Origin of the sequence: Isoptericola dokdonensis DS-3 (assembly GCF_001636295.1) — a bacterium.
Classification (GTDB): domain Bacteria; phylum Actinomycetota; class Actinomycetes; order Actinomycetales; family Cellulomonadaceae; genus Isoptericola; species Isoptericola dokdonensis.
The window spans coordinates 2809391-2835611 of record NZ_CP014209.1 but is presented as its reverse complement, the minus strand read 5'-3'; the positions used below and the strand labels follow the sequence as shown (position 1 = coordinate 2835611).

Here is a 26221-nt window from a genome sequence, read left to right as displayed (position 1 = left end):
AGGCCGGTGGAAATCGCTTCACGCCTGGTGGGAGAGCAGGCGGCCGGGTCGGCGTCGACCGACCCATGCGAGCAGCGCACCAGCGACCACGAGCACGCCTCCGGCGACGCCGACGGCCACGGGCAGGGCGGTCGGGATGCCGAGGTGCACCGTGAGACCGAGGATCCGGGACAGCCCCCACGGCAGGATCATCATCTGGTCGTTCCAGGCCGTGAGCGTGGTCTCCAGCCCGACGGCGGCGACGACGGCACCTCCGACGACGAGCGGCGCGGCGACGGCGAGCAGCAGCCGGCCGGTGGCGCCGGTGCGGGTGGCACCGAGGGAGCGCAGCGCCCACCAGGCCGCGGCGAGCACCCACGCGAACCCGGCGACGGCGAACGTCACGTAGACGCTGCGGGCCGCGGGGCCCGTCCACAGGCCGTACCAGTAGCCGCCCGGCCCGGTGGGGGCCAGCGCGACGAGCAGCAGCACGGTGCGCAGCACGGCGGCCCCGCCCACGGCGCCGGCGAGCGTGAACGCCGCATCCCGGCCGGCGACGGCACGCAGGACGAGCACGAACAGCGCCCACGCGCCGAGCACCAGCGCGAGGTGCACCCACGACAGCGCCCACGTGTACGCGACACGGCTGAGGACGACGGCGAGCACCGGTACCGCGCACACGACGAGCTTGTCGAGACGGCCGGCACCGCGGGCCAGCTCGACGACCCGCCACGGCCGCGTGGCGCCCAGCCAGAGCGCCCGCAGGCCGGCCGATCCGGCCGGTGTGCCGCCGTCGGGCCGTGCGATGGCCAAGCCTGGACGGGCCGGGCGGCCGTCCGCAGGGTGACCGTCGGGTGACGTGTCCACAGGGCTGTGGACGGACCGTCGGCCCCGCACCAGCAACCGCTGCCCGCGTGTCTTACCCAGCGCGAGGGCGACCACCAGCAGGACGCCCAGGACACGGGCGACCCACGCGACCGTCAGGTCCCGCTCGGCCCGCTGCACGCCGAGGTCCGCCGCGGTGAAGGTGTACGCCGGGAGGTCGAGGTCGTCGCCGTACGTGTCGACGTGGTGGGCGCGCGACGACTCGAACCGGGCCAGCGCGGCGGCCCACGCGTCGCGCGCAGCACCGTCGCCCGTGTCGAGCCACCGGCCGTGCTGGAGCACGACCTCGCGGTAGTCACCGAGCACCGTGAACAGGTCGACCTCGTAGTCGAGCGCCGCGACGAACTGCTCCCGCAGCGCGGGGTCGCGCCAGGTGCCTTCGTCGGTGCCGGCGACGAGGTCACGCATCCGCTGCGCCGTCGTCACCGCCTCCCGGCCCTCCGCGACGGAGGCGTCCACGGAGGCGGCGTCCGTGCCGACGATCGACGAGATCGAGTCGAGCGCGGCGGCGTCGCCGGAGACGATGTCCCACTCGAAGATCCACATCATGGGCGGCGGCTCCAGCCCCAGCGCCTTGACCTGGTTCTCCGCGAACGCCCCCAGGTACAGGCCGTGCCGGACGGCGTCGCGCGACAGCGCCATCGCCTCGCCGATCGCCGCGACCGTGGCCGGGTCGTCGGAGAACGTGGCCCGCGCCCACGACGCCGTGATCTCGGCCGGGTCCGCGCCCGGGTCGAGGGCCAGACGTGCCGCGGCGTACGTGTTGAGGTCGTAGAGCTGCCAGAACCCGGACTTCCCGTCCAGGCTCATCGGCCCCGCCTTCCACGGGCCGCCGTCCTGCGACCAGCCCCACACACCCTCGACCTGCGGGTTCGCCTCCAGGTAGTGCGCGAGCGCCTGCTGGTAGGCGGACCCGAGGTCGTTCGGCAGCGCCCCGAAGCCCTCGAACTCGCGCCGCGACTGCATCTCGACGATGCGCCGCTGGTCCCCCACCTCGAGGGTCGGGTTGAGCGGCAGCCACGAGTAGAAGTCCCCGGCGACGTGCTTGGTCGACACCACGAGCGACGGCGAGTCGATCCCCGTCAGCACCGCCTCGTACGAGTCGGGGTTGGTGTGCAGGTCGCCCACCGCGCCGACCCCCACCGTCCACGACCGGAAGATCACGTCCTTGCCGTGCGCCTCCGCGACCCGCGTGAACGCCGTCAGCATCTCGCGCACCGCGACCTCGTCGGTGACGGCCAGCTCCGACCAGTAGTCCCAGCCGGGCAGGTCGTAGATGCGGCCCGCCTCGCCGATGCGGACCATCAGTCCGTCCACGGCCGGCATCGCGGCGAACACCTCGTCCAGCCCGGCCGCGTACACATCCCACAGCTCCGGGTCGTCGGGGGTGAGCCCGCGCTCGTCGAGGTAGGCCTGCAAGGGCGTGGACAGCATGAGCATGTCGGTCTGGAGGTAGACGTCCATCCCGGCGGCGTCCGCCGAGTCCCACATCGTGCCGAACCAGGACCGCATCGCCTCGGCGCGCGCCACGTGCTCGTCCCCGGCCGCGTACACCTCGGCGCCGTCGCCGACGCCGGAGAACGTCACGTACTCCAGGAACCCGGGGATGACGACGCCCGTGTACCCCTGCGCGAGGCGGCGGGCGACGTAGGCGTCGAAGTCCGCGGCGTCCCGGGTCAGCGCCTCGACGTCGACGTACGGCTCGCCGGACAGGATCGCGTCGGCGAACGACCCGCCGTTGTGCGAGTACGGGTCCCCGCTCACCCAGGCGTCCGCGTCCGGCTCGATGCCCACCGCGCCCTTGTCGACCAGCCGCATCCTCAAGCGCGGCTCGACCACCTCGCCGTCGGCGTCGGTCACGGCCCGCCCCGTGCGGACCCGGTCCGCGACGTCGTAGAGGCCGCGCGCGGCGCCGTCCGCCGTCGCCGCGTCCACCCGCCAGCCCCCGGCCCGCGCGGTGACGCGGTAGGCCTCGGGGTTCTCCGAGCCCAGGTCCGCGGACGTCGTCGCGACCACCGCGCCGCGCGGCCCGTCGTCGCCCACCCGGAGGTCCGCCGTCACGCCCCGGGCAGCCAGCGCGTCCACCAGGGCCTGGCCCGCGAGCGCGAGCTGCTTCGTGTCGTCCGGCACGACGACGGTGCTCACCGCGGGCGGGTCGACCGGTGCCGACGCCGGTGCGGCCACCGGGCTCTCGGGCGCCGCCTGCGCGGGCGTGGCCTGCACCGCGAGCGCGTCACCGAGCGCGAACGCCGTCAGCGCGCCCAGCGCCAGCAGCACCGCCACCACGACGGCGACGGACCAGCGGCGGCGGGGAACGACGGCGTCGGGCATGGCGCGAAGCGTAGTGCCTGCACAAATCACCTGGGACCGGTGGCGACCGCCCGTGGCGGCGGTAGCTCAGCGCGGGGCCGGCGCGGTGCTCGCGTCGTGCGGCGCCGTGATCGCCTCCGCCGCCGGCCGTCGCCGCTCCCGGACCACGAGCACCACGAGCGTCACGAGCGCGGCGACATAGACGAAGGACGTGAGGAAGCTCGCCGCGTCGGTGGCGACGCCGTCGACGGCGTGGACCCCGGACAGGAACGTCGAGAAGTCCCAGAGCCCGTGCAGCGCCATCGCCGCGATCAGAACCCCGGTCCCCCGCCGGAGCAGGTAGAACGCGACGCCCCCGAGCGCGGCGAAGACGACCTGCAGGACGGCGCCGGGCTCGCCGAGGAGGAGGTTGGTGACGTGGAAGGCTCCGAACCAGAGCGTCGTCCACAGGGCGGCCGTTCCCTCCGACCGGTCCCCCTGCCGCAACGATCGCAGCACGATCCCCCGGAACAGCGTCTCCTCCGTGAACCCCACGAGGACGCTCGCCGTCAGCACGGCCAGCAGGTGCTCCGGGGCGAAGGCCCCCCAGTCGACGCCCACGAGGTGCAGGAGCGCGACGAGGACCATGAGGACCGGCAGGACCCAGTAACCCCAGCGCAGCGGCAGGCGTCGCGCGTCGCGAAAGACGTGGTCCCAGCGTGCCCACACCAGGAACGCGACGAGCCACACCGCGCCCGCCGCGAGCGGCAGGACCGCGGCGCGCACGGTGTCCGCGGCGGTGTCGAAGAAGTGTTCGTACCCGATGCCCGAGGTCTGCATCAGGCTGATGACGATCACGCAGTACACGGCGAACACGACCGCCGCGACCGGCACCGACGGCCGCACGCGCCACCCGACCGAAGAGCCCGTTGCTGACGTCGACATCGTCCCTCGATCCTGCGGGCGCCTGCCCGCCGTCCAGGACGCCGTCGTCCGCCGGTGTGCCGTGATCGGCATGCCCACGCTACGTCCGCGTGCGCCGATCCGCCTGGGCTGTCGTGCCGGTCACGAGCGGCTGGGCGCCAGGGCAGGTGCGGCGACGAGGGACCACAGATCCTTGGGGTCGGCGGGCTCGGCGACGAGGTCCACGCGCTGCAGGAGGTCCCGGGCCCACGGGTCGGCGCGGACGGCGTCGTGCACGTACCGCAGGGCGCACCAGTCCTCGACGGCGAACCCGACGGAGTCGAACACGGTGACCTGGGTGGGCGACGTCCGCCCGGGGGCGTCGCCGACGAGGATCTCCCACAGCTCGGTGACCCCGAAGTCGGGGTCGAGCTGCTGGATCTCCCCCTCGATGCGGGTCTGCGGGGTGTACTCGACGACGACGGCGGTGCCCGGCGCGGTGAGGATGGCGGGGTCGAGCTCCGTCTTGCCGGGGCAGTCCCCGCCGATGGCGTTGACGTGCACGCCGGGGGCGGCGAGGGCGAGCATGTCGGCGGTGAGCACGGTGGCGTTGCGCTTGTCCGCCGTGCAGGTGGTGACGACGTCGGCCCCGGTGACGGCGTCGGCGGCGCTGGTCGCCTCGTGGACGTCGAAGCCGAGCGCCCGGGCGTTGCGGACGAGCTTCTCGCGGGCGGCCGGGTCGACGTCCCACGCCCGCAGGTGGGTGACGCCGAGCGCGGCGCGCATCCCGAGGGCCTGGAACTCGGCCTGCGAGCCGGTGCCGATCAGGGCGAGCGTCCGCGCGTCGGGCCGGGCGAGCGCCCGCGCAGCGAGGCCCGACGTCGCCGCGGTGCGCAGCGCGGTGAGCAGCGTCATCTCCGCGAGGAACGTCGGGTAGCCGTTGTGGACGTCCGCGAGGACGCCGAACGCCGTGACCGTCTGGAAGCCGCGGGCCGGGTTGCTCGGGTGGCCGTTGACGTACTTGAAGCCGTACGTGACGCCGTCGGAGGCGGGCATGAGCTCGATGACGCCGTCGCGCGAGTGCGACGCGACGCGTTCCCGCTTGTCGAGGTCGGGCCAGCGGCGGAAGTCCGTGGCGAGGGCGTCGACGAGCTCGCCGATGATGCGCTCGGCGCCGCGGGCGCCGATCCAGCGGGCGGTCGCGGCGACGTCCAAGAGGTCGACGGAGGTCATGCGGCCACCTCCGTCCCGGGCGCGGGGCGCAGCTCCAGCGTGCAGCACTTGACCGACCCGCCGCCCTTGAACAGCTCGGACAGGTCGATGCCGACGGGCTCGTACCCGCGCTCGCGCAAGGCGGCGTGCATGCCGGTGGCGCGCTGCGTGAGGAAGACGTGGCGGCCGTCGGAGACGGCGTTGAGACCCAGCACGGCGGCGTCGTCCTCGGTCGCCTCGATGGCGTCCGGGTAGCGCTCGCGCAGCACGGCCAGGGACTCGCTCGTGAACGCGCCGGGGAAGTAGGCGACCTCGGGGCGGCGGTCGCCCGACGCCGTCGTGAGCACCGCGAGCGCCGTGTCCAGGTGGTAGAACCGCGGGTCGACGAGCTCCAGCGTGACGACGTCGACGTCGAGCCGCGCGGCGACCTCGGCGTGCGCCTCGCGCGTGGTGCGGAATCCGGTGCCGGCGAGCAGGACCTCGCCGTCCCACAGCAGGTCCCCCTCCCCCTCGTTGCGCTCGACGGCCTGGCCGAGGCTGACCACGCCGTGCTGCGCGCCGGACGTGCGCAGCCACGCCTCGTAGGCGGCGCCCTCGGGCTGCCGCTCGGGGAACGTGAACCGGGCGGCGAGCGCCTGCCCGCCGACGACGATCCCGCCGTTGGCCGCGTAGACCATGTCGGGCAGGCCGGGCTCCGGGCGGATGACGTCCACGGTGTGCCCGCGCGCCTCGTAGGCCGCCTTGAGCGCCTGCCACTGGACGACGGCGAGGCCTGCGTCCACCGGGACGCTGACGTCCATCCACGGGTTGATCGCGTAGACGACGTCGAAGTGGACCGGGGGGCACATGAGGTAGCGGCGCGGGGTCGCGGTGCGCTCGACGGATCGCGGAGCGACGGCGGGTGCCGTGGCCGCGGCGGGGAGCGGTGGTGTGAGCAGCGTCATAGCGCGAGGCTAGGAGGGGTACCGTTGCCCGGAAGGTGCTGGATCGTGCGCGTCGAGCTGCCGATACACAGGATTCTTGATCTCCTGCGCAACGAATCGCCGCCGAGAGGGAGAACGTGGACGAGACCAACCGACGCATCGTCGCCCACCTGCTGCGCGACGGTCGCGCCTCCTACGCGGACATCGGTGACGCCGTCGGGCTGTCCGCCCCCGCGGTGAAGCGCCGCGTCGACCGCATGGTGGCCCGCGGCGAGATCTCCGGGTTCACCGTCCAGGTCTCCCCCGAGCAGCTCGGGTGGAAGATCGTCGCGTACGTCGAGATCTTCTGCCGCGGCAACATCTCCCCCGCCGCGCTCGAACGCGACTTCGGCCCCATCCCCGAGGTCGTGCGCGTCGACACCATCACCGGCGAGGCCGACGCGCTCGTGCAGATCATGGCCGACTCCATGGCCGACGTGGAACGCATCGTCGAGACGTTCCGCGTCTCCGCCCGCGTCGACAAGACCCGCACCGCGATCGTCATGTCCCGCGTCATCGACCGGCCCGTGCGCGCCGGGACCGGCCCCGCGCCCGCCGAGGACTGACGTGCGCCGCGCGGACCGTCGCCGTCGCGGCACCACCCCATGGGCGCAGGCTGCCGCGTCGTGCCCGCCGGTGCGCCGTCCGACGGCGGCCCGGCTGCTGCGCGCCGCCGTCGCGGTGGGCGTGGCAGGCGTCGCGCTCGCCGGCTGCTCGGCGACGACGGACCCGACGCCGACACTCCCCGCCGACGTCGCCGCCGCGCTGCACGCCGAGCTCCGCCAGGACCGCACGCAGTACGCCGACCGCACCGCCTCCCTGCGGGTCGTCAATGACTCCGGCCGCGACCTCGTGCTGCTCGGCGGCACCGTCACCGCGCCCGGCTTCGACCCCACCACGCCCGACGGCGGCACCGACCGGCCGCTGCCCGCGGGAGCCGGCCGCGACGTCCGGCTCCGCCTCGGGACCGTCGACTGCGCGACGCCTCCCGACGACGGCGACCTGCGCGCCGTCGTCCGCGTCGCCCTCGCGCCCGGCGAAGAGACGGGCCGCACCGACGTCGACGAGGCCGGTCTCGGGGAAGCCGGTCTCGGGGAAGCCGGTCTCGGGACCGCGGCGGCGTCCGCCGCCGCGTCGGGCATCGAGGTCGAGGTGCCGGTGACGGACCCGCTGGGACGGCTCGCCGCCGTGCACGCGGAGGTGTGCGCGGAGCGGCTGGTGGCGACCGGCGCCCGGCTGGAGGTCGGAGGCGTCGAGGCCGCCGAGGTCGAGGGTCGTGGCGGCGGCCGGGCGGCCGGGCTGCGGGTGACGGTCGTCGTGACCCCGGTCGTGGGCGGCCCCGACGTGCAGGTGGTGCACGTCACCGGCACCACCCTGCTCACCCCAGCGGGCGGCGCCACCACCTGGTCCGGTGACGCCGTCGTGCCGGCGGACGGCGTCGTCGTCCTTGACGCGCTGCCCGCCCGCTGCGACCCGCACGCCGTGGGCGAGGACAAGCGCGGCACGTTCCTGCCCGTCGTCGCGACCGTCGACGGCGCGGAGCAGCCCGTGGTCTACCTGCCGATGACGGACGCCGGGCGCGCCGCCGTCTACGACGCCATCCACGACGCCTGCGGCTGGGACTGACATTTCGAGGTAGTACCCCCGGCCGTGAGGTCGTACCCCGGGGGTACTACCTCACGGCCGGGGGTACTACCTCGAGGGACGACGACGGACCGGCCCCGACACCGGGTGAGCGTCGGGGCCGGTCGGTCAGGGCGAGGCCGGTTGGACCTCAGCGCACGCGCCGCACCAGCAGGGTGATCGCCGCGACGGCGCCGAGCAGGCCGAGGATCAGCAGCACGCTGCCGGCCAGCGACGCCGGGCCCGCGGGGCTGTTCGCCACCTCGGTCCGCATCGTGCCGGTGCCGTCCGCGAGCTGCGTGGTGCCGTCGGCCAGCTCGGTGGCACCCTCGGACAGCACGGTGGTGCCGTCCGCGAGCTCCCCGGCGCCGCTGGACAGGCGCGACGCGCCGTCCGCCAGGTCGCCGGCGCCTTCGGCCAGCGTCCCGGCACCCGCGTCGAGGTCCTGCGCCCCGAGGTGGATCTTCCGGATGCCGACCGCCGCGTCGTCCGCGCCGACGGCCAACCGGTCCAGACCCGCCTCCAGCTCGCCGGCGCCGGACTCCGCCTCGCCGAGCTTGCCCGCGAGGCGGTCCGCCCCGGCGGACAGGTCGGACGCGCCGTCGGAGAGGGTGGGCAGCCCGGCGGCGAGCTGATCCGCCCCGCCCGCGGCACGCACCGTTCCCGCCGCGACCTGGTCGGCCCCGTCCACCAGCGCGGGCAGCTTGCCCGCCAGCTCCGACGCACCGTCCGCCGCACGCACCGTCCCCGCAGCCACCTGGTCCGCGCCGTCCACCAGCGCGGGCAGCTTGCCCGCCAGCTCCGACGCACCGGCGTCGAGGTCGGACGTCCCCTGCGCGAGGGCGCTCGCCCCGTCGCGGGCCGTCCACGCACCCGCCTGCAGGTCGGAGCCGCCCGCGAGGAGCGCGCCGACGCCGTCACGCACCGCCGTCGCGCCACCGCTGACCTGCTGGGCGCCCGCATCGAGGGTGCCGGCCGCGGTGACGAGCTTCCCCGTGCCGGCGGCGACGCCCTGGGCGCCGTCCGCGACCTGCCCCGCACCGGCCCGGAGGGCCTTCGACCCGGCGACGAGCCCCTTGTCCCCCTCGAAACCGCCGGCGAGCTGCTGCGCGCCCTGACGTGCGGACCCGGTACCGCGCGCGACCTCGGCGGCCCCGGCGGAGACGCCCTGAGCCTGGGCGGCGAGACCCGTCAGCGTCGCTGCGAGGTCCGGGTCGTCGGTGGACTCCGCCAGGGCGTCGAGCGCGTCCGCGAGCCCGGACGTGCCCGCGGCGACCTGCTCGGCGCCGTCGTCGACGGAGGCGAGGCCGTCAGCGAGGGACCGGCTGGCACCCGCCGCCTGGCCGACGCCGTCCGCCAGGGCCGACGCGCCGTCCCGCACACCGGCCGCGCCGTCGCGCACCTGGGTCGCGCCGCCGTCGAGCGCCCGCGCGGAACCCGCCAGCTGCGTCGTGCCCTGCGCGAGCGTGCCGGCGCCGTCGGCCACCTGCTGGGTGCCCGTGGCGAGCTCGCCGCCGGAGGCGACCAGCCGGTCGATCCCCGCCGACAGCTTCCCGACACCGGTGGACAGGTCGCCGGCACCCGTCGCGACGGCCTGCGAGCCGACGGCGAGCGCACCCGCCCCTGCCGCGGCCTGCTGGGTGCCGTCGTGGACCTGGGTGGCGCCGTCGACGAGGTCGGGCAGCTTGCCGGACAGCTCCGACGCGCCGTCGGACGCCTTCACGGCGCCGTCGGCGACGCGTCCCGCGCCGTCGACGAGGACGGGGAGCCCGCCGGCGAGCTCGGTCGCGCCCGCGGCGGCGGTGCCGGCGCCGGCGGCGACCTGCGACGCACCCGTGCTCAGCTCGACGCCGCCGTCGTGGAGGAGCACGGTGCCGTCGTGCAGCTTCTGGATGCCGGCGAAGGCCTCGACCGAGCCGGGCTGCAGCTTGTCGACGAGCCCGTCCCGGAGCTCCCCGGTGCCGTCCGCGAGGCGGGTGGTGCCGTCGGTGAGTTCGCCCGTGCCCTCCAGCAGGCGGGTGGTGCCCGCGGTGAGCGCGGTCGCGCCGTCGGCGAGGGTGGTGGCTCCGTCGGAGAGCTGGACGCTGCCGTCGGCGAGCCGGGTGGCGCCGTCCTGCACCTCCCCCGCCCCGGCGTCGAGCCGGGTGGCGCCGTCGGCCACGCTGCTGTTGAGCAGGACGAGCACGACGAGCGCGATGAGGGCCGCGAGCGCGAGCGCCGCGACGGCGAAGGCCGTGGTGATGGTCGGTCCGCGCGATCCGCGCGCCGTGGTTCTCGAGGTCATGGAGCGTCACTCCCACCCGCGTCGCCGGTGACGCGGAACGGTCCGGCACGGCACGTGGCCGTGGCCCGTCGTCGTCGTCGGGTCACAGGGAGTATTACTGATGCAGCCTCAATAGTGAATAGCTGAGGCCGCCTCAACAGGTCACGACCTGGTCACGGCGCCTGCGCCGGCCCCGGCTGAAGCAGCCCCCGCAGCTCTCTGCAGCCGTCCGAGACGCAACGAGCGTGCAGGGTTGGCACCTCAAACGATGGTTTGGGGTACCAACCCTGCACGCTCGTTGCCGGAACGGGCCGCCAGGGTCAGGCCGTCAGATCAGGAGCCCGCCTGCCACGGACCCCACGGGGAGGAGCCGGGCTCCTGGTTCCGCGTCCACCACTGGGCCGTGTACGTCACGCCCTCGTGCTCGACGACGTCACCCGCGACGAACACCCGCGAGGCGGTCCACACGGCGGTGCCGTCGGCGGTCGTGGCGATCTCCTGCCACGAGCCCCACACGGACTTCCCGGGCACCTCGGTGGTCCACCACATGGCCTCGAACAGGCGGCCGTCGTACGTCACCTGGTCGCCCTCGGTGTAGACGGTGCCGCGCTCGAACGCGGGCGCGGACGGGGCCGACACCTCGACGGGCACATCGACCTCGGTGCCGGTCGCCTCGCCCGCGAGGGTGAGGGTCACCGGACCGGCGGCGACGTCGGTCGGCAGGATGACGGACACCGACGCGGTGCCGACCTGGTCGTCGACCGTCGTGCCGGGCGTCGTCGTCACGGGGAACGAGCCGAGCTCGGCACCGTCGAGGGACACGGTGAGCGCGGCGTCCTTGACGTCGTCGGCGGTGGACATCGACCACGAGGAGACCTCGAACGCGACGGTGTCGCCGGGCTCGTACGCCGCGGGGGCGTCGGCCGGGAAGGACACGCCGACGGCGCGCTGCGCGTAGTCGACGGCCAGCGGCTCGTCCGCGGCGACCTCGGCCAGGTAGTCGACCATGGCGGCGAGGTCGATCTTGCCCGTGTCGCGCTTGCCGGTGCCCTCGGCCAGCGTGAAGAAGTTGTCGCCGCCGGTGGACAGGAACGAGTTGACGGTCACCGAGTAGGTGGCGTCGGCGACGATCGGCTCGCCGTCCAGCGACATCGACGTGATGCGGTCGCCCGCGGCGCCGGCCGGGTCGTAGGTGTACTCGAAGCCCTCGGACACACCGAGCCGCAGGAACGGCCGCGAGGCGCCGGCGGGCTGCCACTGCTCCTCCAGGACGGCCTCGATCTGCGCGCCGGTGAGCTGCATGTTGACCAGCGTGTTGGCGAACGGCTGGACGACGGCCGCCTGCTGGTAGGTCAGGGTGCGCGGCGAGCCGGTGCCCGTGCCGGTCATGTCGGCGCGCAGGCCGCCCGGGTTCATGAACGCGATCTGCGCGGCGCCCGACTCCTCGCCGGAGGTCGCCCAGCGCTGCACCTCGGCGACGAGGTTGCCCAGGGTGGACTCGCCACCACGGTTCTCGCTGCCCGAGGCCAGCTTGGCGCGGTTGAAGGCGCCCTCGATCTGGCCGAGCGGCTCGGCGCCGAGCACGGCGGCCTCCGCGACGGCGTCGTCCACGATGGTCGTGACGGCCGGGTCGGCCGGGTAGCTGCCGGCGATCGGCAGGACCGCCGTCGTCAACCCCACGACGTCGCCCGTCTCCGGGTCGACCGAGTAGACGAGCTGGTTGAGGTTGTAGCCGTACTGACCGGCCGACACGACGGGCCGCTCGGTGACGGCGCGGCCGGCCCACTCCTCGACGGGGAACGCGCAGTCGTAGGCGAGGTGCGTGTGGCCGGAGACGATCGCGTCCACCTCGGGGCTGAGGTCGTTGACGATCCGCGCGAACGCGTTGTCCGCCGTCGGCACCGCCGCGCAGGTCGTGGTCTCGGCGCCGTCGTGCACGAGCAGGACGACGAGGTCGGCACCCTCGGCCTTGAGGGCTTCCGCCTCGGCGTCGGCGGTGTCGACGATGTCGGCCACCTCGAGCTCGGCGATGCCGCCCGGGGTCACCAGCGACGGCAGCTCCTCGGTGACGGCGCCGACGAAGCCGACCTCGACGTCGCCGAAGTCCTTCAGCCACGACGCGGGCACGGCGTCCTCGCCGGTCTCGCGCATCTTGAGGTTCGCGGCGACGTACTCCCACTCGGCGCCGCCGTACGGGTTCGTCTGGGCGTCGAACGGCGCCATGACGCGGTCCACGAGGTCGCGGTACCCCTGGTCGAGCTCGTGGTTGCCCACGGCCGACACCTCGAGGCCCGCCTCGTTGAGGGCGTCGATGGTGGGCTTGTCCTGCTGGATGAACGACTCGAACGTGGAGGCCCCGATGAGGTCGCCGGCGGCGGCGAACACCGTGTTCGGGTTCGCCTCGCGCAGGCTCTTCACGGCACCCGACAGGGCGGCGGCGCCCGCCTCGGAGCCGTTGGCCTGGATCCGGCCGTGGAAGTCGTTGGTGGCGAGGATCTGGATGTCGACCGGGTCGGCGGCCTGCGCAGGCAGGACTCCGACGGCGGCGACACCCGCGAACGTGAGGCCGAGGACCGTGCCCCCGGCCACGCGCTGGCGCATGGTGTGCATGTGTGACTTCTCCCGCTGTTGAGGTGGTCCGAGTCACAGTAGCCAGCGGGTCCGACGACGGGGAGCCGAACGGGTAACGATCGGGAAAACTCCGCGCGGCCCGGACGCGTCAGACGACGGCGGGGGCCTGCTCCTGCGCCGGCGCGTCGCTCAGGTGGCCCGTGCGGCGCAGCCACCACTCGGCCGGCAGGGTCGCCAGCGGCGGGACCGCGGCCGCGAGCGCCACGAGCGTGCGCCACCAGCCCCAGCGGTGCTGCACCGCGACGATCAGCGCGACCACGCCGTAGGCGACGAACGCCCCGCCGTGCAGCCGCCCGAACAGCCACACGCCGGCCTCCGTGGTCTCGGTGACGTACTTGAGGAACATGCCCACCAGCAGGCCCGCCCACGTGAACGCCTCGATCCAGGCGACGACGGCGAACGCGCGGCCCCAGCGGGACAGGGCGGGCTTCGGATGGGCGGGCGCGGGCATGGGTGGTCCTTCTTCCGGGGTCGGGATCGCCTGGGCAACGTCCGACGGCGGTGGTGAGTTCCGGCTCCCGCCGTCGGACGTCGCCCCCAGAGGGGTCCCTCCGGCGGGCTACGCGGACAGCTTGCCGACCGCTTCGACGATCAGGTCGGCGACCGCGTCCGGCTGGGACACCATGACCGAGTGGGATGCACCGGCGATCTCCTGGATCGTGACGGCACCGGCCCGCTCGGCCATGAACCGCAACCCCTCGACCGGGATGTTCTTGTCCGCGTCGCCGAAGACGAACCACGACGGGAGCGTCTTCCACGCCGGGGTCGACGCGGGCTGCGCCTCGCCGAGCGCGTAGTCCCGGATCGGGCGCTGCGTGCGCGCCTGGATCGCCGCGTCCGCGGCGTTGACGTCGGCGGCGAACTGGCCGGGGAACAGGTCCCGGTCCACGACGAGGTCGTTCGTGCCGTCGGCCAGCGGGTACGCGCGCACGGTCTCCCCGAGGGTGCTGCCGGGGAATCTCCCGGTCAGCTCGAGGGCGTTCTCGCCGTGGTCCGGTGCGAACGCGGCGACGTAGACGAGGCCGACGACGTTCGGGTTGTCCACGGCCGCCTCGGTGATGACGGCGCCGCCGTAGGAGTGGCCGACGAGGAGGACGGGCGCTCCGATGCCGGCGACGGCCGCCCGCACGTTCTGCGCGTCGGTGCTCACGCTGCGCAGCGGGTTCGGCGTGGCGACGGCGGCGATCCCGGCATCGGTGAGCCGGTGGATCACGCCGGACCAGCTGGCGGACTCGGCGAACGCGCCGTGGACCAGGACGACGGTGATGTCTGCAGACATGGGTGATGCTCCTTCGTGGTGGATCAGATCAACTCGTGGCGGCGGGTCAGTCGAACTCGACGGTGAGCTCGACCTCGACGGGTGCGTCGAGGGGCAGGACTGCGACACCGACCGCGCTCCGCGCGTGCACGCCGGCGTCGCCGAAGACCGCTCCGAGCAGCTCGGACGCCCCGTCGAGGACGGCGGGCTGCCCGGTGAAGGCGGGGTCGGAGGCCACGAACCCGACGACCTTCACGACGCGCGTGACCCGGTCGAGGCTGCCCAGCACCTCGGCGACGGCCGAGAGGGCGTTGAGGGCGCTGATGCGCGCGCAGCGGGTGGCGACCTCGGCAGGAACGTCGGTGCCGACCTTCCCCGTGACGGGGAGCCGGCCGTCGACGATCGGCAGCTGCCCGGCCGTGAGGACGAGGTTCCCGGTGACGACGGCGGGCACGTAGACCCCGGCAGGTGCCGGGGACCGGTGCGGGATCGTGATGCCCAGCTCTGCGAGGCGGGCGTCGACGTCCCCCATCAGGAGGCCAGGAACTCGAGGATGTCGGCGCCGAGCGCCGCCCGGAAGTCACCGTAGACGCCGTGCGGCGCGCCCGGGTAGATCTTCAGGGTGCCGTGCTTCACGAGCTCGGCGGAGCGGAGCGCGGAGGCGCCGATCGGGACGATCTGGTCGTCGTCACCGTGCGCGATGAGGATCGGCACGTCGAGAGCCTTGAGGTCCTCGGTGAAGTCCGTCTCGGAGAAGGCCTTCACGCAGTCGTACGCCGCGGCCAGGTTGACCAGCATGCCCTGCCGCCAGAAGTCGTCCTTCGCGCCCTGGGACACGTTCGAGCCCTCCCGGTTGGCTCCGAAGAACGGCTCCGTGAGCTCCTGGTAGAACTGCGAGGCGTCCTTCAGGACGCCGGCGCGGATGCCGTCGAACACCTCGATCAGCAGCCCGTCCGGGTTGTCCTCGGTCCGGACCATGAGGGGCGGCACGGCTCCCACCGTGACCACGCGGGAGACCCGCCCGGCGCCGTGCTGCGCGGCGTAGCGCACCACCTCGCCACCGCCCGTCGAATGACCGATCACGACGAGGTCGCGCAGGTCCAGGGCCTCGACGAGCTCCGCGAGGTCGCGAGCGTAGGTGTCCATGTCGTTGCCCGTGGACGTCTTCGAGGAGCGGCCGTGACCGCGCCGGTCGTGGGCGATGGCCTGGTAGCCCGCGTCCGCGAGCAGCTTGAGCTCGACCTGCCAGGCGTCCGAGCTCAGCGGCCACCCGTGGCTGAAGAGGACCGGCTGGCCCGAGCCCTGCGTCGTGAAGTAGATCTCGGTGCCGTCGGACGTCGTGATGTAGGGCATGAAATATCCTCTGCTGCTGATGATGTCGTCCCGGCTGAAGGGCCGGACGCGGGAGCTGCGCCCGCTCGAGCGAGACCGCGGGCGAACGCCTGTCCCCACCTCACCCCGGTCATGGCCGGGTGACCAGGCAGAAAGCAGGCAGAAAGGGAATGTCACCTCCGGTGAACCGTCCCCTCACGTTCGGTGAGCAGCTCCGCCGGCTCCGGACGTCGGCCGACCTCACGCTCGAAGCCCTCGCCGAACGCTCGGGCGTGAGCGTCCGGACCATCGGCGACGTCGAGCGGGGCGTCAGCGTCGCGCCGCACCGCCGGACCGTCGACGCCCTCGCCCGGGGACTTCGGCTCGACCCTGCGGAGCGTGAGTCACTGCTGCGCGACGTGCGCGCCCGACGAGCCGTCCCGGCGCAGGGGCCGCGGGCGTCGGCTGTCGCACCGCACCGGGTCGGGGACTTCAGCGGTCGAGAGCGTGAGATCGCCGAGATCGTGTCGTTCCTCGGCGGTGCCCCGGCGGGACGCACGGCTCCGGTCGTGATCTCCGGTCTGGCCGGGATCGGCAAGACCACCACCGCTCTCGAGGCGATCCACCGCCTCGAGAGCTCGCGCCCGATCCTGTTCCTCGACCTCGACGGCCTGAGCCCGGCCCCGCTGACGCCGCTCCAGGTCGTCAGCGGTCTGCTGCGCCAGGTCCCCGGCGCCGGCGACGCGGCACCCCGGACCCTCGACGACGCGGTGCGCCGCTGGCGCGCGGTGACAGCGGAGACGCCGGTGACGGTGCTGCTCGACAATGCCGACGCCGAGGCCCAGGTCCGCCCCGTCCTCACGCTGGACCCGCAGAGCGCGGTGGTGGTCACCTCGCGACGCGCCCTGGCCGGTCTGGAGGGGGTGCGGCGGATCACGCTCGGCCCGCTGCGACCCGAGGAGAGCGTCGAGATGCTGGCCAGCATCATCCCCGCGGACCAACGGGACGCCGGTGACCTGCGCGACCTCGCCGAGCTCGCCGGCAACGTCCCGCTCGCGATGCGGATCGCCGGGAACCGGATCGCCGCCACGCCCGCCGTCCGGGCGGGCGACTTCTCGGCCCGCATCCGGTCGGCCGAGAACCGCCTGCGGATGCTGGTGGCCGGTGACCTCGCCGTCGAGGCGGCCTTCACCCTGTCCTACGAGGACCTGGCGCCGTCCGTCTCAGCGCTGTTCCGCTCGATCTCCGTGATCGATGCCGGGACGTTCGACGCCCGGATCGCCGCCGCCACCCTCGCGTCTCCCGTGAGCGTCGTCGACGTCGAGGGTTGGCTGGACGAGCTCACCGACCTCGGTCTGATCGAGGCGCGTGGCGGCAACCGGTATCACCTGCACGACCTCGTGCACCTGTTCGCCGGCGGACGACGGGCCGATGCCGAGTCCGTCGCGGAGACGCAGGCACGCCGTGCCCGGCTGCGGCACTGGCTGCTCGCGAGCCTGGAGCGTGCTGGTGCCTGGTTCGAATCGGACCGCTCGGCGACGGACGCCGCTGCGACCGGTGTGACGTTCCCGGACGCAGCGGCGGCCGACGCGTGGATCCGGCTCGAGGAGCAGCACTGGTGGCCGGCGATGCAGGCCGCGGCCCGAGCGGGTGAGCACGCCCTGGTCGTCGACGCGGCCGACGCTCTGCACTGGTTCTCGGAGCTGTGGGCGGACTGGGGTCACTGGGTGGAGCTCTTCGGTCTCGCCGTGGAGTCGTCGCGCGCCCTGCAGGACGACCGCCTGGAGGCGATGCACCTGGGCTACCTCGTGTGGGCCACGGCCGTCGAGTCGCGGGACCGCGTCGAGGGACTCCGCCTCGCCCGGCTCGCGGTCGAGGTCGCCGAGAGGTCCGGCGACCATCAGCAGCTCGGCTGGACGAACTACTACCTCGGCTGGATGTTGCAGCAGAACGGCCTCGACGGCGGCCCGGCGGCCAGTCACGCCGCGCTGCTGCACTTCGGTCTTGCGGGTGACGCCGTGGGAACGGCCAGTGCCGCAGCAGCGCTCGGGAACCACGCCCACGCGAGCGGTGACCATCAGCTCGCGCTCGACGAGCACCGCGCCGCGTACGACCGCGTGCAGGCGGAGGCGCCGTTCACGACGCACGCCATGACGTACGTCGTCGGCACGCTGCACTACTTCATGGCCCTGGCGCTCGCCGGTCTCGAGCGGCCCGTCGAGGCGATCGAGGAGGTCGACCGCGCCCTCGCCATCGCCGAGGAGGTGGGGGCGGTCAATCTCGTCCGGCTCTCCCTGCGGGTCCGGGCGACGGCCTACCTGGCGGCCGGCGACGGCCGTCGGGCCCGGGCGGACGTCGAGCGCGCGCTCGACGGGCTCGACCTGACGTCGTCCACCGAGATGAACACGGCACTGCGGGACACCCTCTTGCCGCTGTTGGAGGCGGCCGACCGGCTGACCTGAGGCGGGCAGGCCGGGCTCGCGGTCCTCACCGCACGAGCGCGGCGGCGAGATCCTCGGGCGTCGTGACGGGACGGTCGCAGACGAAGCCGCGGCACACGTACGCCGCCGGGGAGCCGCCCACCAGGGGCCGGTCGGCCAGGAGCGGGACGCCGTCGGCGTCCGGTGCGCCGGGCACGACGACGGCGCCGGCGACGTGCGCGCACCGCGCGGTCGCGAGCAGCTCGGCGGCCGCGGGACCGGTGCCGACGACGGCGACCTGCAGCGGTCCGGCGGCGAGCGCCTCGGCGGTGGCGAGCGTCCACCCGGCGAACCGGGGTGCGCGGCGAGCCAGGGTGCCCGACGCCCGCACCGCCGCCTCCGCCGCCGCACGGTGCCGCGACGACCCGGTCAGGGCGGCGTACGTCGTCAGGGCCCCGGCGAGCGCCGACTGGCCGGACGGCTCCGGTCCGTCGCTGGGGTCCCGGGGTCGCACGACGAGCCGCTCGGCGTCGTCCGCGACGTCGAAGAACCCGAGGTCGGCCGGACCGCCGCTGCCAGCGGCGGGGGCGCCCGCACCGTCGGGGCCGTGCGGTGCGTCGGGGCCGAAGCCGCTGCCCGGCGCGGCGAACCGTGCCAGCGCCGTGTCGAGCAGGTCCCCGGCGGCGGCGAGCCAGCGCGCCTCGCCGGTGGCCTGGTGCAGGGCGAGCAGTCCCTCGGCGAGGTCGCCGTGGTCGGCCGCGACGCCCGGTGCGGCACCCACGACCCCGTCCCGGGAGGCGCGCCGCAACCGTCCGTCCACGACGTGCCGCCGCAGCAGCAGGTCCGCGCACTCCCGGGCGGCGTCCACCCAGTCGTCGCGGCCGAACAGCGCCCCGGCGTCGGCGAGGGCCGCGACGGCGAGCCCGTTCCACGCGGTGACGACCTTGTCGTCGCGAGCAGGCTGCGGGCGGGCGGCCCGGGCGTCGAGCAGTGCGGGGCGCACGCGCGCCCACCAGGTGGGGTCGGGGTCGTGCCGGAGCTGCAGGGTCGACGTGCCATGCTCGAACGTGCCCTCGTCGGTGACGCCCAGCACGGTGGCGGCGGTCGCGCCGTCGTCGTCGCCGAGCACCTCGCGCAGCTGCGCCGGGGTCCACACGTACGTCAGCCCCTCGACGCCGTGGCGTCCCCCCGAGCCGTCGTCGACGGGCGTGTCGGCGTCGAGCGCGGACGCGAACCCGCCGTCGGCGGTGCGCAGGTCGCGCAGCAGGAACTCGGCGGTCTCGCGCACCACCCGCGCGGCGAGCGGCGAGCCCGTCGCCCGCCACCAGTGCGCGTGGACGCGCAGCAGCTGGGCGTTGTCGTAGAGCATCTTCTCGAAGTGCGGCACCACCCAGGCGGCGTCGACGGCATAGCGCGCGAATCCGCCCCCGAGCTGGTCGTACAGGCCGCCGCGCGCCATCGCCTCGCCCGTGCGCTCCACCATCGCGAGAGCGTTGGCGTCCCCGGTGCGGGCGTGGTGGCGCAGCAGGTGCTCGAGGGTCATGGACGGCGGGAACTTCGGAGCGCCGCCGAACCCGCCCCGCACGACGTCGGCGTCCCGGCGCAGGACGGCGACGGCCTCGGCGAGCGTGACGTCGTCCAGCGGCGCACCCGGCAGCGGCCCCGTGGCCTCCGTGACGGCGTCCGTCACGGCGGCGGCACGCTGCACGACGGCGTCCCGCGCGTCCGCCCAGGCGTCCCGGACCGCTCCGAGCACGCCGACGAACTGCTCGCGCGGGAAGTACGTGCCGCAGTGGAAGGCGTCGCCGTCCGGCGTGAGGAACGCCGTCATCGGCCAGCCGCCCTGCCCCGTCATCGCCGTCGTCGCGGTCATGTAGACGGCGTCGACGTCGGGGCGTTCCTCCCGGTCGACCTTGATCGGCACGAACGACTCGTTGATCACGGCGGCGACGTCGGCGTCCTCGAACGACTCGTGCGCCATGACGTGGCACCAGTGGCACGCGGCGTACCCGACCGACAGCAGCACCGGCACGTCGCGACGCCGCGCCTCCGCGAACGCGTCGTCGCCCCACTCCCACCAGTCCACCGGGTTGTCCGCGTGCTGGAGCAGGTACGGCGAGGTCGCGCTGCGCAGACGGTCGGCCATGGGGCCACGCTACGCGCGCGGCGACCGGACGCCGTCGGCCCGCGCCTGGAACAGCGCGGCACCTCCAGCCGGCCGGAACCCCATCGCGACGTTGATCGCGAGCATGTGCGGGTTGTCCTCGTTGTTCCACGTCCACACGCGCCGCACGGACGGCCAGGCGGCCAGGTGGGCGCGCAGGTTCACCGCCTTGACGAGCAGGCCCAGCCGGTGGCCGCGGTGCTCGGGCATGACGACGGTCGTCTCCTGCTCCGAGAACTCGGGGGTGTCGAGACCGTGCTCCAGCACCGTCATCGCCACCAGCCGCCCCGACGGCACGTGCTCGACGCCCGTCACGACGAACCCCTTGCGCTGCCGGGCGAGCCGGTCCAGGATCGCGCGGACCCGGTCGGCGTCCCACTGCTCCGGCTCCAGGTCGAGGCCGGGGTTCGGCTCGTCCACCGTGAGCTGGTGCTCCAGGTCCGCGTACGCCTGGTGCCAGCGCTGGGGGAGGTCGTCGCGCCAGGTGTGCAGCCGGTACTCCCGGCCCGCCGCCGCGCGGGCGTCGGCCTCCCACCGGTCGAGCAGGGCGTCGTCGAGCGGCAGCGTCAGGCACGACCGGCGCGCCATCAGGGCGAGGTCGAACCCCGCGGCCCGCGCGAAGGCGACGCCCGGCGCGTCGGCGCGGACCCGCCCGTTGCCCGTCGGCGCGGTGAGCACGCCCGGCCCGCCGGCGTCCGGCTCGTCGGCGACGTCCACCTCCGCCTGGAGCACCGACCGGCCCTCGGAACGCGCGATCTCGACCATCCGGTGCAGCAGCGCCGACCCGATGCCACGACGGCGGTGCTCCGGGAGCACCGCGACCCGCACGTCCGCGCTGTCCGGGTTGTCGCGCAGGTCCGCGATGAAGAACCCCAGCCCGACGACGTGCCGTCCGTCACCGGAGTCCTCGACCGCGACGACACGCCGCCGTCGGTGGTAGCCCGCCTCGTTCATCGTCACGACGACGTCCAGGGCCGACGGCACGCCGTCCGCGTTGCCCAGGTCGGCGAGCGCCACCTGCCGCTCCACGTCCGCGCAGCCCCGGTACGCCCACGCCGCCGGGTCGTCGGGCGACGTGGCGTGCGGTGCCTCCGTCAGCATCCAGGTCATGCTCCAGGGTGCGCACGCACCGACGGCGGGCGCCACCTGTTTCCACCGTCACACGCCGTCGTCCCCACCAGTGGGGCGGTCTCGGGTTAGGGTGCCTTCCCGTGACCGAGGTGACCCCGCTCCGCGCTCCCCTGCCCGTCAGGACGAGCCGGCTCGTGCTGCGCACGTACGCGCCGGGCGACCTCGACGCGCTCCTGGCCTACTACGCCGACCCCGAGGTCGCGCGGTTCCTGCTGGAGGAGCCGTGGACCTCCGAGGACGCCGAGACGCAGCTCGCCCGCCGCATGGCGCGCACCGGCGTCGACGAGCCCGGCTCCGCGCTGGCGCTCGTCGTCGAGCACGAGGGGACCGTCGTCGGCGACGTCTCCCTGTGGACGACGGGTGACACGGTGTCCCGCGGCGAGGTCGGCTGGGCGTTCAACCCCGCCTACACCGGCCGCGGGTTCGCGACCGAGGCGCTGCGCTCCCTGCTGGGCATCGCGTTCGACCACTACCGGATGCACCGCGTCGTCGCGCAGCTCGACGCCCGCAACGAGCGGTCCGCGCTGCTGTGCGAGCGCGTCGGGCTCAAGCGTGAGGGGCACCTGCGCGCCGACTGGTGGTCGAAGGGCGAGTGGACCGACACCCTCGTCTACGGGATGCTCGCCCGCGAGTGGCAGCGCCCCTGACCTGGGTCGACGCTCAGGCGGAGTCCCGCACGACGAGCGACGTCGGCAGCGTGACGGCCGCCGGCTCGGCGCCGTCGACGACGTCGACCAGCAGCCGCACCATCTCCGCACTGATCCGCTCGTACGGCTGACGCATCGTCGTCAGCGCCGGATGGAGCTGCTCCGCCACCCCGTTGTCGTCGAACCCGGCGACCGCGACGTCGTCCGGCACCCGCCGCCCCGCCGCCTGCGCCGCGACCAGCGCACCCGCCGCCATGAGGTCGCTGTGGACGAACACGGCGTCGACGTCCGGCTGCTCGGCGAGCAGGCGTGCCATGCCGAGGCGGCCGGACTCGCGCGAGTAGTCGCCGTGCACCACGAGGGCCGGGTCGAACGCGTCGCCGAGGGCCTCGCGGTACCCCTGGAGGCGCAGCACGCCGCCCGGGGTGTCCATCGGGCCCGTGATGGTCGCGACCCGGCGGTGGCCACGGTCGAGCAGGTGCTGGGTCATGGTGCGGCCGCCGGAGAGGTCGTCGGCCGCGACGTACGCCACCTTGTCCTCGTAGCCGAGCGGGACGCCGCACGCGACGGTCGGCACGCCGAGCCGCAGCAGCTCGCCGATCATCGGGTTGCCCTCGTGGGAGCTGATGAGCAGCACGCCGTCGACGTGGCCGGCCTCGACGTAGCCCGCGACGCGGCGGCGCTCCTCCGCGGTGCCGGCGACGAGCAGCACCATCGGCATCTCGCGCAGCGCGGCGGCCTCCGTGGCACCGCGCAGCAGGCGCGGGAAGTTCGGGTCCTCGAACAGCAGGTGCTGCGGCTCGGTGAGCAGGAACGCCACCGAGTTGGAGCGGCCCGTGACGAGCGAGCGCGCGTGCTCGTTCGCGCGGTAGCCGGTCTTGCGGATCGCGTCCTCGACGGCGGCGCGCGCCTCGGGCGACACCCAGTGGCCGCCGTTGATCACCCGCGACACGGTGCCGCGCGAGACGCCGGACACCGCCGCGACGTCGCGGATCGTCGGCCGCTTGACGGGCTTGCGGCTGCCGCGGCCGCCGCGCGCCGGCACGGCGGAGGGTTGCGCCGACGTCCGACCGGTGCCGTCCGGGGACGCGACGTCGACGTCGCCGTTCGTGGTGCCGCTCATGGGGGCCGAGTCTAGCGCGCTCACTGTGAACGCTCACAGCCGTGCGACCGGCGGCAAGACCCCGAGTCAGCGCACGCGGGCGCCAGTCAGCGTGGGCGGGCGCCAGTCAGCGCACGACGGCGCGAGTCAGCGCGGGCGGGCGCGAGTCAGCGCACGACGGCGCGAGTCAGCGCAAGATCACTCCGGTCAGCGCAGAATTCGGCTCGGTCCGGCGACCGCGCAACCGTAGAATCGATTCGATGTCCACCCAGCAGCCCGCCGTCGACACCCGTCGCGCCACGATCATCCTCGCCGCGATGGCCACCTCGACGTTCCTCTTCGTCACGGTCGAGTCCTTGCCGTCCGGGCTGCTCACCCTCATGGCCCCCGACCTCGGCCGCAGCACCTCCGAGATCGGCCTGCTCGTCACCGCGTACGCGCTCGTCGTCCTCGTGTCGTCCGTGCCGCTCGCCTGGGCCACCAGCCGCATCCCGCGCCGCTGGGTGCTCGCCGCCTGCTGCGGCGTCGCCTCCCTGGCCACCCTGTGGGCGGCGCTGACGCCGTCCTACGAGCAGCTCATGGCGGCTCGGCTCGTCACCGGGCTCGCCCAGGCGCTGTTCTGGGTCGCGGTCGTGCCCGCCACCCTCGGGCTGTTCCCGCCGCTGGTGCGCGGGCGTGCGATGTCCCGCCTCGCCATCGGCAACTCCCTCGCCCCGCTCCTCGGCGTCCCGATCGGCACCTGGCTCGGCGAGCTCACGACCTGGCGCGTCACCTTCGGCGCCGTCGCCGCGCTCTCCGCCGTCGTCATGGTGATCGTGCTGGTCCTGTTCCCCACCGTCGCGCCCCGCGCGGGCGGCGCCGCCCAGGCACCCCACCCGAGCGGCCGACGGTTCGGGTTCCAGCTCGTCACCACGGTGCTCGTCGTCACGGGCGCGTTCGGCGTCATCACGTTCGGCACCCAGTACCTCCAGGACGTCACCGGGTTCACCCAGTCCGACATCCCCGGCCTGCTGCTGCTCCAGGGCGCCGCCGGCGTCGTCGGCGCGATCGTCGTCGGCCGCTACCTCGACCGCCGCCCCGCGGCGTCGCTCCTCGCCGGGATCGGCATCTACGCCGTCGGCGTCCTCGGGCTGTGGGCGTTCGGCGAGAACAAGATCCTTGCGGTCACGTTCCTCGTCGTGTGCGGGCTCTCGTTCTCCACCGTCCCGCCCGCGCTGTCCCACCGCGTCATGCTCGTCGCCCCCCGCGGCACCACCATGGCCCAGGCTGTCGCGTCGTCCACCTTCAACCTCGGCATCGCCGGCGGGTCCGCGCTCGGCGCGCTGCTCGTCGCCGTCGTCGGGGTGCGGGTCGTCCCGCTCGTCGGCGCCGGTCTCGTGCTGCTCGCGCTCGTCGTCCTGCTGCTCGAGGAGCGCCTCAACCCGCCGCTCGTCAGCGTCGTCGAGCAGGCCGCCGACGTCGTCGCCCGCGAGGCCTGACCCGCGTCCGACGGCGAGACCTCCGGGCGCGAGACAGCGCACGTCGGCGCGAGTCAGCGCACCCTGTGACGAGTCAGCACGACCAGCCGCCGGTCAGCGTGAAGCTGCCCGAGCCGCGGACCCGGGTCCGCGTCGGGACAGCCGCCTGACCAGGCAGTTCACCGATCAGAGCCTGATCGCACCGACCGAGCGGGTCCTGCGCCTGCTCGCGCCGTCGCACGCCGACTCGCGCAGAGGAGCGCTGACTCGCGGCCAACAGTGCTGACTCGGGGCACGGTGCGCTGACTCGCACCCAGTCACGCTGACTCGTGCCCGGCAACGCTGACTCGCGGCACGGCGCGCCGACTCGCGGACCCGCGCACCAGGTCGCCGACGACGGGACCGGGCCGTCAGACACGGCGACCGGCCTCGTCGTCGGCAGGGTCGGGCTCGGTGCCGTCCACGACGGGGTCGGAGCCCGTCGTCGTCGCGGTCACCGGCGCCTCGACCTTCTCCTCCTTGCCGGTCGCGGCGTCGAAGTGCAGGACGGCGGGCTGGACGGCACGGAGCGCGTCGTGCGGGGCGACGTCCTGCGTGTCCTGCACGCCACCCTTGAGCTGGTCACCGTTGAGGAGCAGGTTGAGCGCGATCGCGGTGATCGCACCGGCGCTGATACCGGAGTCGAAGATCAGCTGGAACCACGTCGGGAACTCGGCGTAGATCTCCGGCTTGACCGTCGGGAGCATCGCGACGCCCAGGGAGACGGCGACGACGAGGATGTTCTTGCTGGTGAACGTCACCTTGGTGAGCGAGCGGATGCCGGACGCCGCGACCATGCCGAACAGGGCGATGCCCGCGCCGCCGAGCACCGCGCTGGGGACGCCCTCGACGACGGCGCTCACCTTCGGCACGAGGCCGAGGACGACGAGGATGGCACCGGCCATCGTCGCGACGAACCGCGACGCGACGCCCGTGAGGCTGACCAGGCCGACGTTCTGCGCGAACGCCGTGTACGGGAAGGTGTTGAAGAACCCGCCGAGCATGGTGGACAGGCCGTCGGCGCGCAGGCCGTCCGCGAGGCGCTTCTTGCTCACCGGACGGTCGACGATCTCGCCGACGGCGATCATGTCGCCCGTCGTCTCGACCATGATGACCAGGCCCACCACCAGCATGGACAGCACCGCCGCGACGGGGAACGTCGGGAGGCCGAAGTGCAGCGGCGTGACCAGGGCGAACCAGCCCGCCTCCCCCACGCCCGACCAGTCGACCTTGCCCATCGGCAGCGCCGCCAGCGTGCCGAGCGCGAGCCCGATGAGGACGGAGCAGCGCGCGATCGCCGCAGGGGCGAACCGCTCGATCAGCACGATGAACAGCAGGGTGCCGAACGCCAGCCCGATGTCGGACGGCGCCGCGGACTCCCCCTGGCTCGTGATCCAGCCCGCGGCGACGTCCATGAGGGACACGCCGATGATGAGGATGACCGTGCCCGTGACGATCGGCGGGAAGAACCGCAGCAGCGTCGAGAAGAACGGTGCGACGAGGATCATGAACAGGCCCGTCGCGATCGTCGCGCCGAACACCGCCGTGATGTCGTAGGTCGTGCCGATGCTGATCATCGGCCCGACCGCCGCGAACGTGACGCCCTGCATGATCGGCAGGCGTACGCCGAACCGCCAGAAGCCCACCGACTGCACGATCGACGCGATGCCCGCCACGAACAGGTCGGCGCTGATGAGGAACGCGATGTCCTCCGGGCTGTAGCCCAGCGCGCCACCCACGATGAGGGGCACCGCGACCGCGCCCGCGTACATCGCGAGCACGTGCTGCAGGCCGAGCGGGAACAGCCGGGCGAGGCGCGGGACCTCGTCCACCGGGTGCTTGGCCGGTGGCGCGGGGGGCGCCGTCGTGGCAGGTGCGTCCGTCATCACTGAGCTCCTCGGATGGGTCGTGCGCCGACGTCGGCGTTAAGTCGACGCTAAACACC

At 74.1% G+C, this 26221-nt stretch carries 19 protein-coding genes; 5 read left to right on the top strand and 14 right to left on the bottom strand.

Translation table 11 applies throughout. The features are described 5' to 3' along the window. Window positions 1–18: 18 nt before the first annotated feature. The 4 genes from I598_RS13140 to ddaH all read right to left on the bottom strand — a co-directional run bounded on the left by I598_RS13140 (window position 19) and on the right by ddaH (window position 6212). Window positions 19–3195 (bottom strand): hypothetical protein, encoded by a 3177-nt coding sequence (locus tag I598_RS13140; protein ID WP_068203346.1) that lies wholly within the window; start codon window positions 3193–3195, stop codon window positions 19–21. Window positions 3196–3261: 66 nt separating this feature from the next. Further along, window positions 3262–4059 carry a CPBP family intramembrane glutamic endopeptidase gene (locus tag I598_RS13135; protein ID WP_068203345.1) on the bottom strand — a complete coding sequence of 266 codons (798 nt, stop codon included), beginning with the start codon at window positions 4057–4059 and terminating at the stop codon, window positions 3262–3264. A 159-nt stretch (window positions 4060–4218) separates the two neighbouring features. Continuing rightward, window positions 4219–5289, bottom strand: a complete 1071-nt coding sequence (locus I598_RS13130) for an ornithine cyclodeaminase (protein WP_068203344.1) — start codon at window positions 5287–5289, stop codon at window positions 4219–4221. Continuing rightward, window positions 5286–6212: a dimethylargininase gene (ddaH, locus tag I598_RS13125; RefSeq protein ID WP_068203343.1), complete on the bottom strand. Its 927-nt coding sequence runs from the start codon at window positions 6210–6212 to the stop codon at window positions 5286–5288. The genes I598_RS13130 and ddaH overlap by 4 nt, the downstream gene beginning before the upstream one ends. A gap of 116 nt (window positions 6213–6328) precedes the next feature. Between ddaH and I598_RS13120 the strand changes: the two genes are divergently transcribed. Together I598_RS13120 and I598_RS13115 are read left to right on the top strand one after the other, a co-directional pair. Further along, complete coding sequence (locus I598_RS13120; protein WP_068203342.1) at window positions 6329–6796, top strand: Lrp/AsnC family transcriptional regulator; 468 nt, start codon at window positions 6329–6331, stop codon at window positions 6794–6796. A 1-nt stretch (window position 6797) separates the two neighbouring features. Next, window positions 6798–7856, top strand: a complete 1059-nt coding sequence (locus tag I598_RS13115; RefSeq protein ID WP_068203341.1) for a hypothetical protein — start codon at window positions 6798–6800, stop codon at window positions 7854–7856. Between the two features lie 148 nt (window positions 7857–8004). On the opposite strand, the gene I598_RS13110 is transcribed toward I598_RS13115, so the two are convergent. The 6 genes from I598_RS13110 to I598_RS13085 all read right to left on the bottom strand — a co-directional run bounded on the left by I598_RS13110 (window position 8005) and on the right by I598_RS13085 (window position 15358). Next, on the bottom strand, window positions 8005–10137 hold the full coding sequence (locus I598_RS13110; RefSeq protein ID WP_068203340.1) for a YhgE/Pip domain-containing protein: 2133 nt from the start codon (window positions 10135–10137) through the stop codon (window positions 8005–8007). 312 nt (window positions 10138–10449) lie between these two features. Then, on the bottom strand, window positions 10450–12726 hold the full coding sequence (locus I598_RS13105) for a 5'-nucleotidase C-terminal domain-containing protein (protein ID WP_083973266.1): 2277 nt from the start codon (window positions 12724–12726) through the stop codon (window positions 10450–10452). A 109-nt stretch (window positions 12727–12835) separates the two neighbouring features. Beyond that, window positions 12836–13198 carry a DUF3817 domain-containing protein gene (locus tag I598_RS13100; protein ID WP_068203339.1) on the bottom strand — a complete coding sequence of 121 codons (363 nt, stop codon included), beginning with the start codon at window positions 13196–13198 and terminating at the stop codon, window positions 12836–12838. Window positions 13199–13306: 108 nt separating this feature from the next. After that, complete coding sequence (locus I598_RS13095) at window positions 13307–14026, bottom strand: alpha/beta fold hydrolase (RefSeq protein ID WP_068203338.1); 720 nt, start codon at window positions 14024–14026, stop codon at window positions 13307–13309. A 46-nt stretch (window positions 14027–14072) separates the two neighbouring features. Next, entirely contained in the window at window positions 14073–14537 is a 465-nt protein-coding gene (locus I598_RS13090) for a RidA family protein (protein WP_068203337.1), read from the bottom strand. Next, entirely contained in the window at window positions 14537–15358 is an 822-nt protein-coding gene (locus I598_RS13085) for an alpha/beta fold hydrolase (protein WP_068203336.1), read from the bottom strand. Before I598_RS13085 ends, I598_RS13090 begins: the two co-directional genes overlap by 1 nt. Before the next feature lie 161 nt (window positions 15359–15519). On the opposite strand from I598_RS13085, the gene I598_RS13080 reads away from it, so the two are divergent. Next, complete coding sequence (locus I598_RS13080; protein ID WP_068203335.1) at window positions 15520–17778, top strand: helix-turn-helix domain-containing protein; 2259 nt, start codon at window positions 15520–15522, stop codon at window positions 17776–17778. 25 nt (window positions 17779–17803) lie between these two features. On the opposite strand, the gene I598_RS13075 is transcribed toward I598_RS13080, so the two are convergent. Beyond that, window positions 17804–19882 (bottom strand): thioredoxin domain-containing protein, encoded by a 2079-nt coding sequence (locus I598_RS13075; RefSeq protein ID WP_068203334.1) that lies wholly within the window; start codon window positions 19880–19882, stop codon window positions 17804–17806. A gap of 9 nt (window positions 19883–19891) precedes the next feature. Then, the gene (locus tag I598_RS13070) at window positions 19892–21010 is read right to left on the bottom strand and encodes a GNAT family N-acetyltransferase (RefSeq protein ID WP_068205281.1); all 1119 of its coding nucleotides are present in this window, start codon (window positions 21008–21010) and stop codon (window positions 19892–19894) included. A 101-nt stretch (window positions 21011–21111) separates the two neighbouring features. Here I598_RS13070 and I598_RS13065 point away from each other — a divergent pair, with 101 nt between their 5' ends. Beyond that, a complete protein-coding gene (locus tag I598_RS13065; RefSeq protein WP_157557237.1) occupies window positions 21112–21678 on the top strand; it encodes a GNAT family N-acetyltransferase in 567 nt (188 codons plus the stop codon). A 13-nt stretch (window positions 21679–21691) separates the two neighbouring features. On the opposite strand, the gene I598_RS13060 is transcribed toward I598_RS13065, so the two are convergent. Further along, on the bottom strand, window positions 21692–22801 hold the full coding sequence (locus I598_RS13060; RefSeq protein WP_083973262.1) for a LacI family DNA-binding transcriptional regulator: 1110 nt from the start codon (window positions 22799–22801) through the stop codon (window positions 21692–21694). 239 nt (window positions 22802–23040) lie between these two features. Between I598_RS13060 and I598_RS13055 the strand changes: the two genes are divergently transcribed. Continuing rightward, complete coding sequence (locus I598_RS13055; RefSeq protein WP_068203333.1) at window positions 23041–24258, top strand: MFS transporter; 1218 nt, start codon at window positions 23041–23043, stop codon at window positions 24256–24258. A 389-nt stretch (window positions 24259–24647) separates the two neighbouring features. On the opposite strand, the gene I598_RS13050 is transcribed toward I598_RS13055, so the two are convergent. After that, the gene (locus I598_RS13050; RefSeq protein WP_083973260.1) at window positions 24648–26162 is read right to left on the bottom strand and encodes a nucleobase:cation symporter-2 family protein; all 1515 of its coding nucleotides are present in this window, start codon (window positions 26160–26162) and stop codon (window positions 24648–24650) included. Between the last annotated feature and the right edge of the window lie 59 nt (window positions 26163–26221).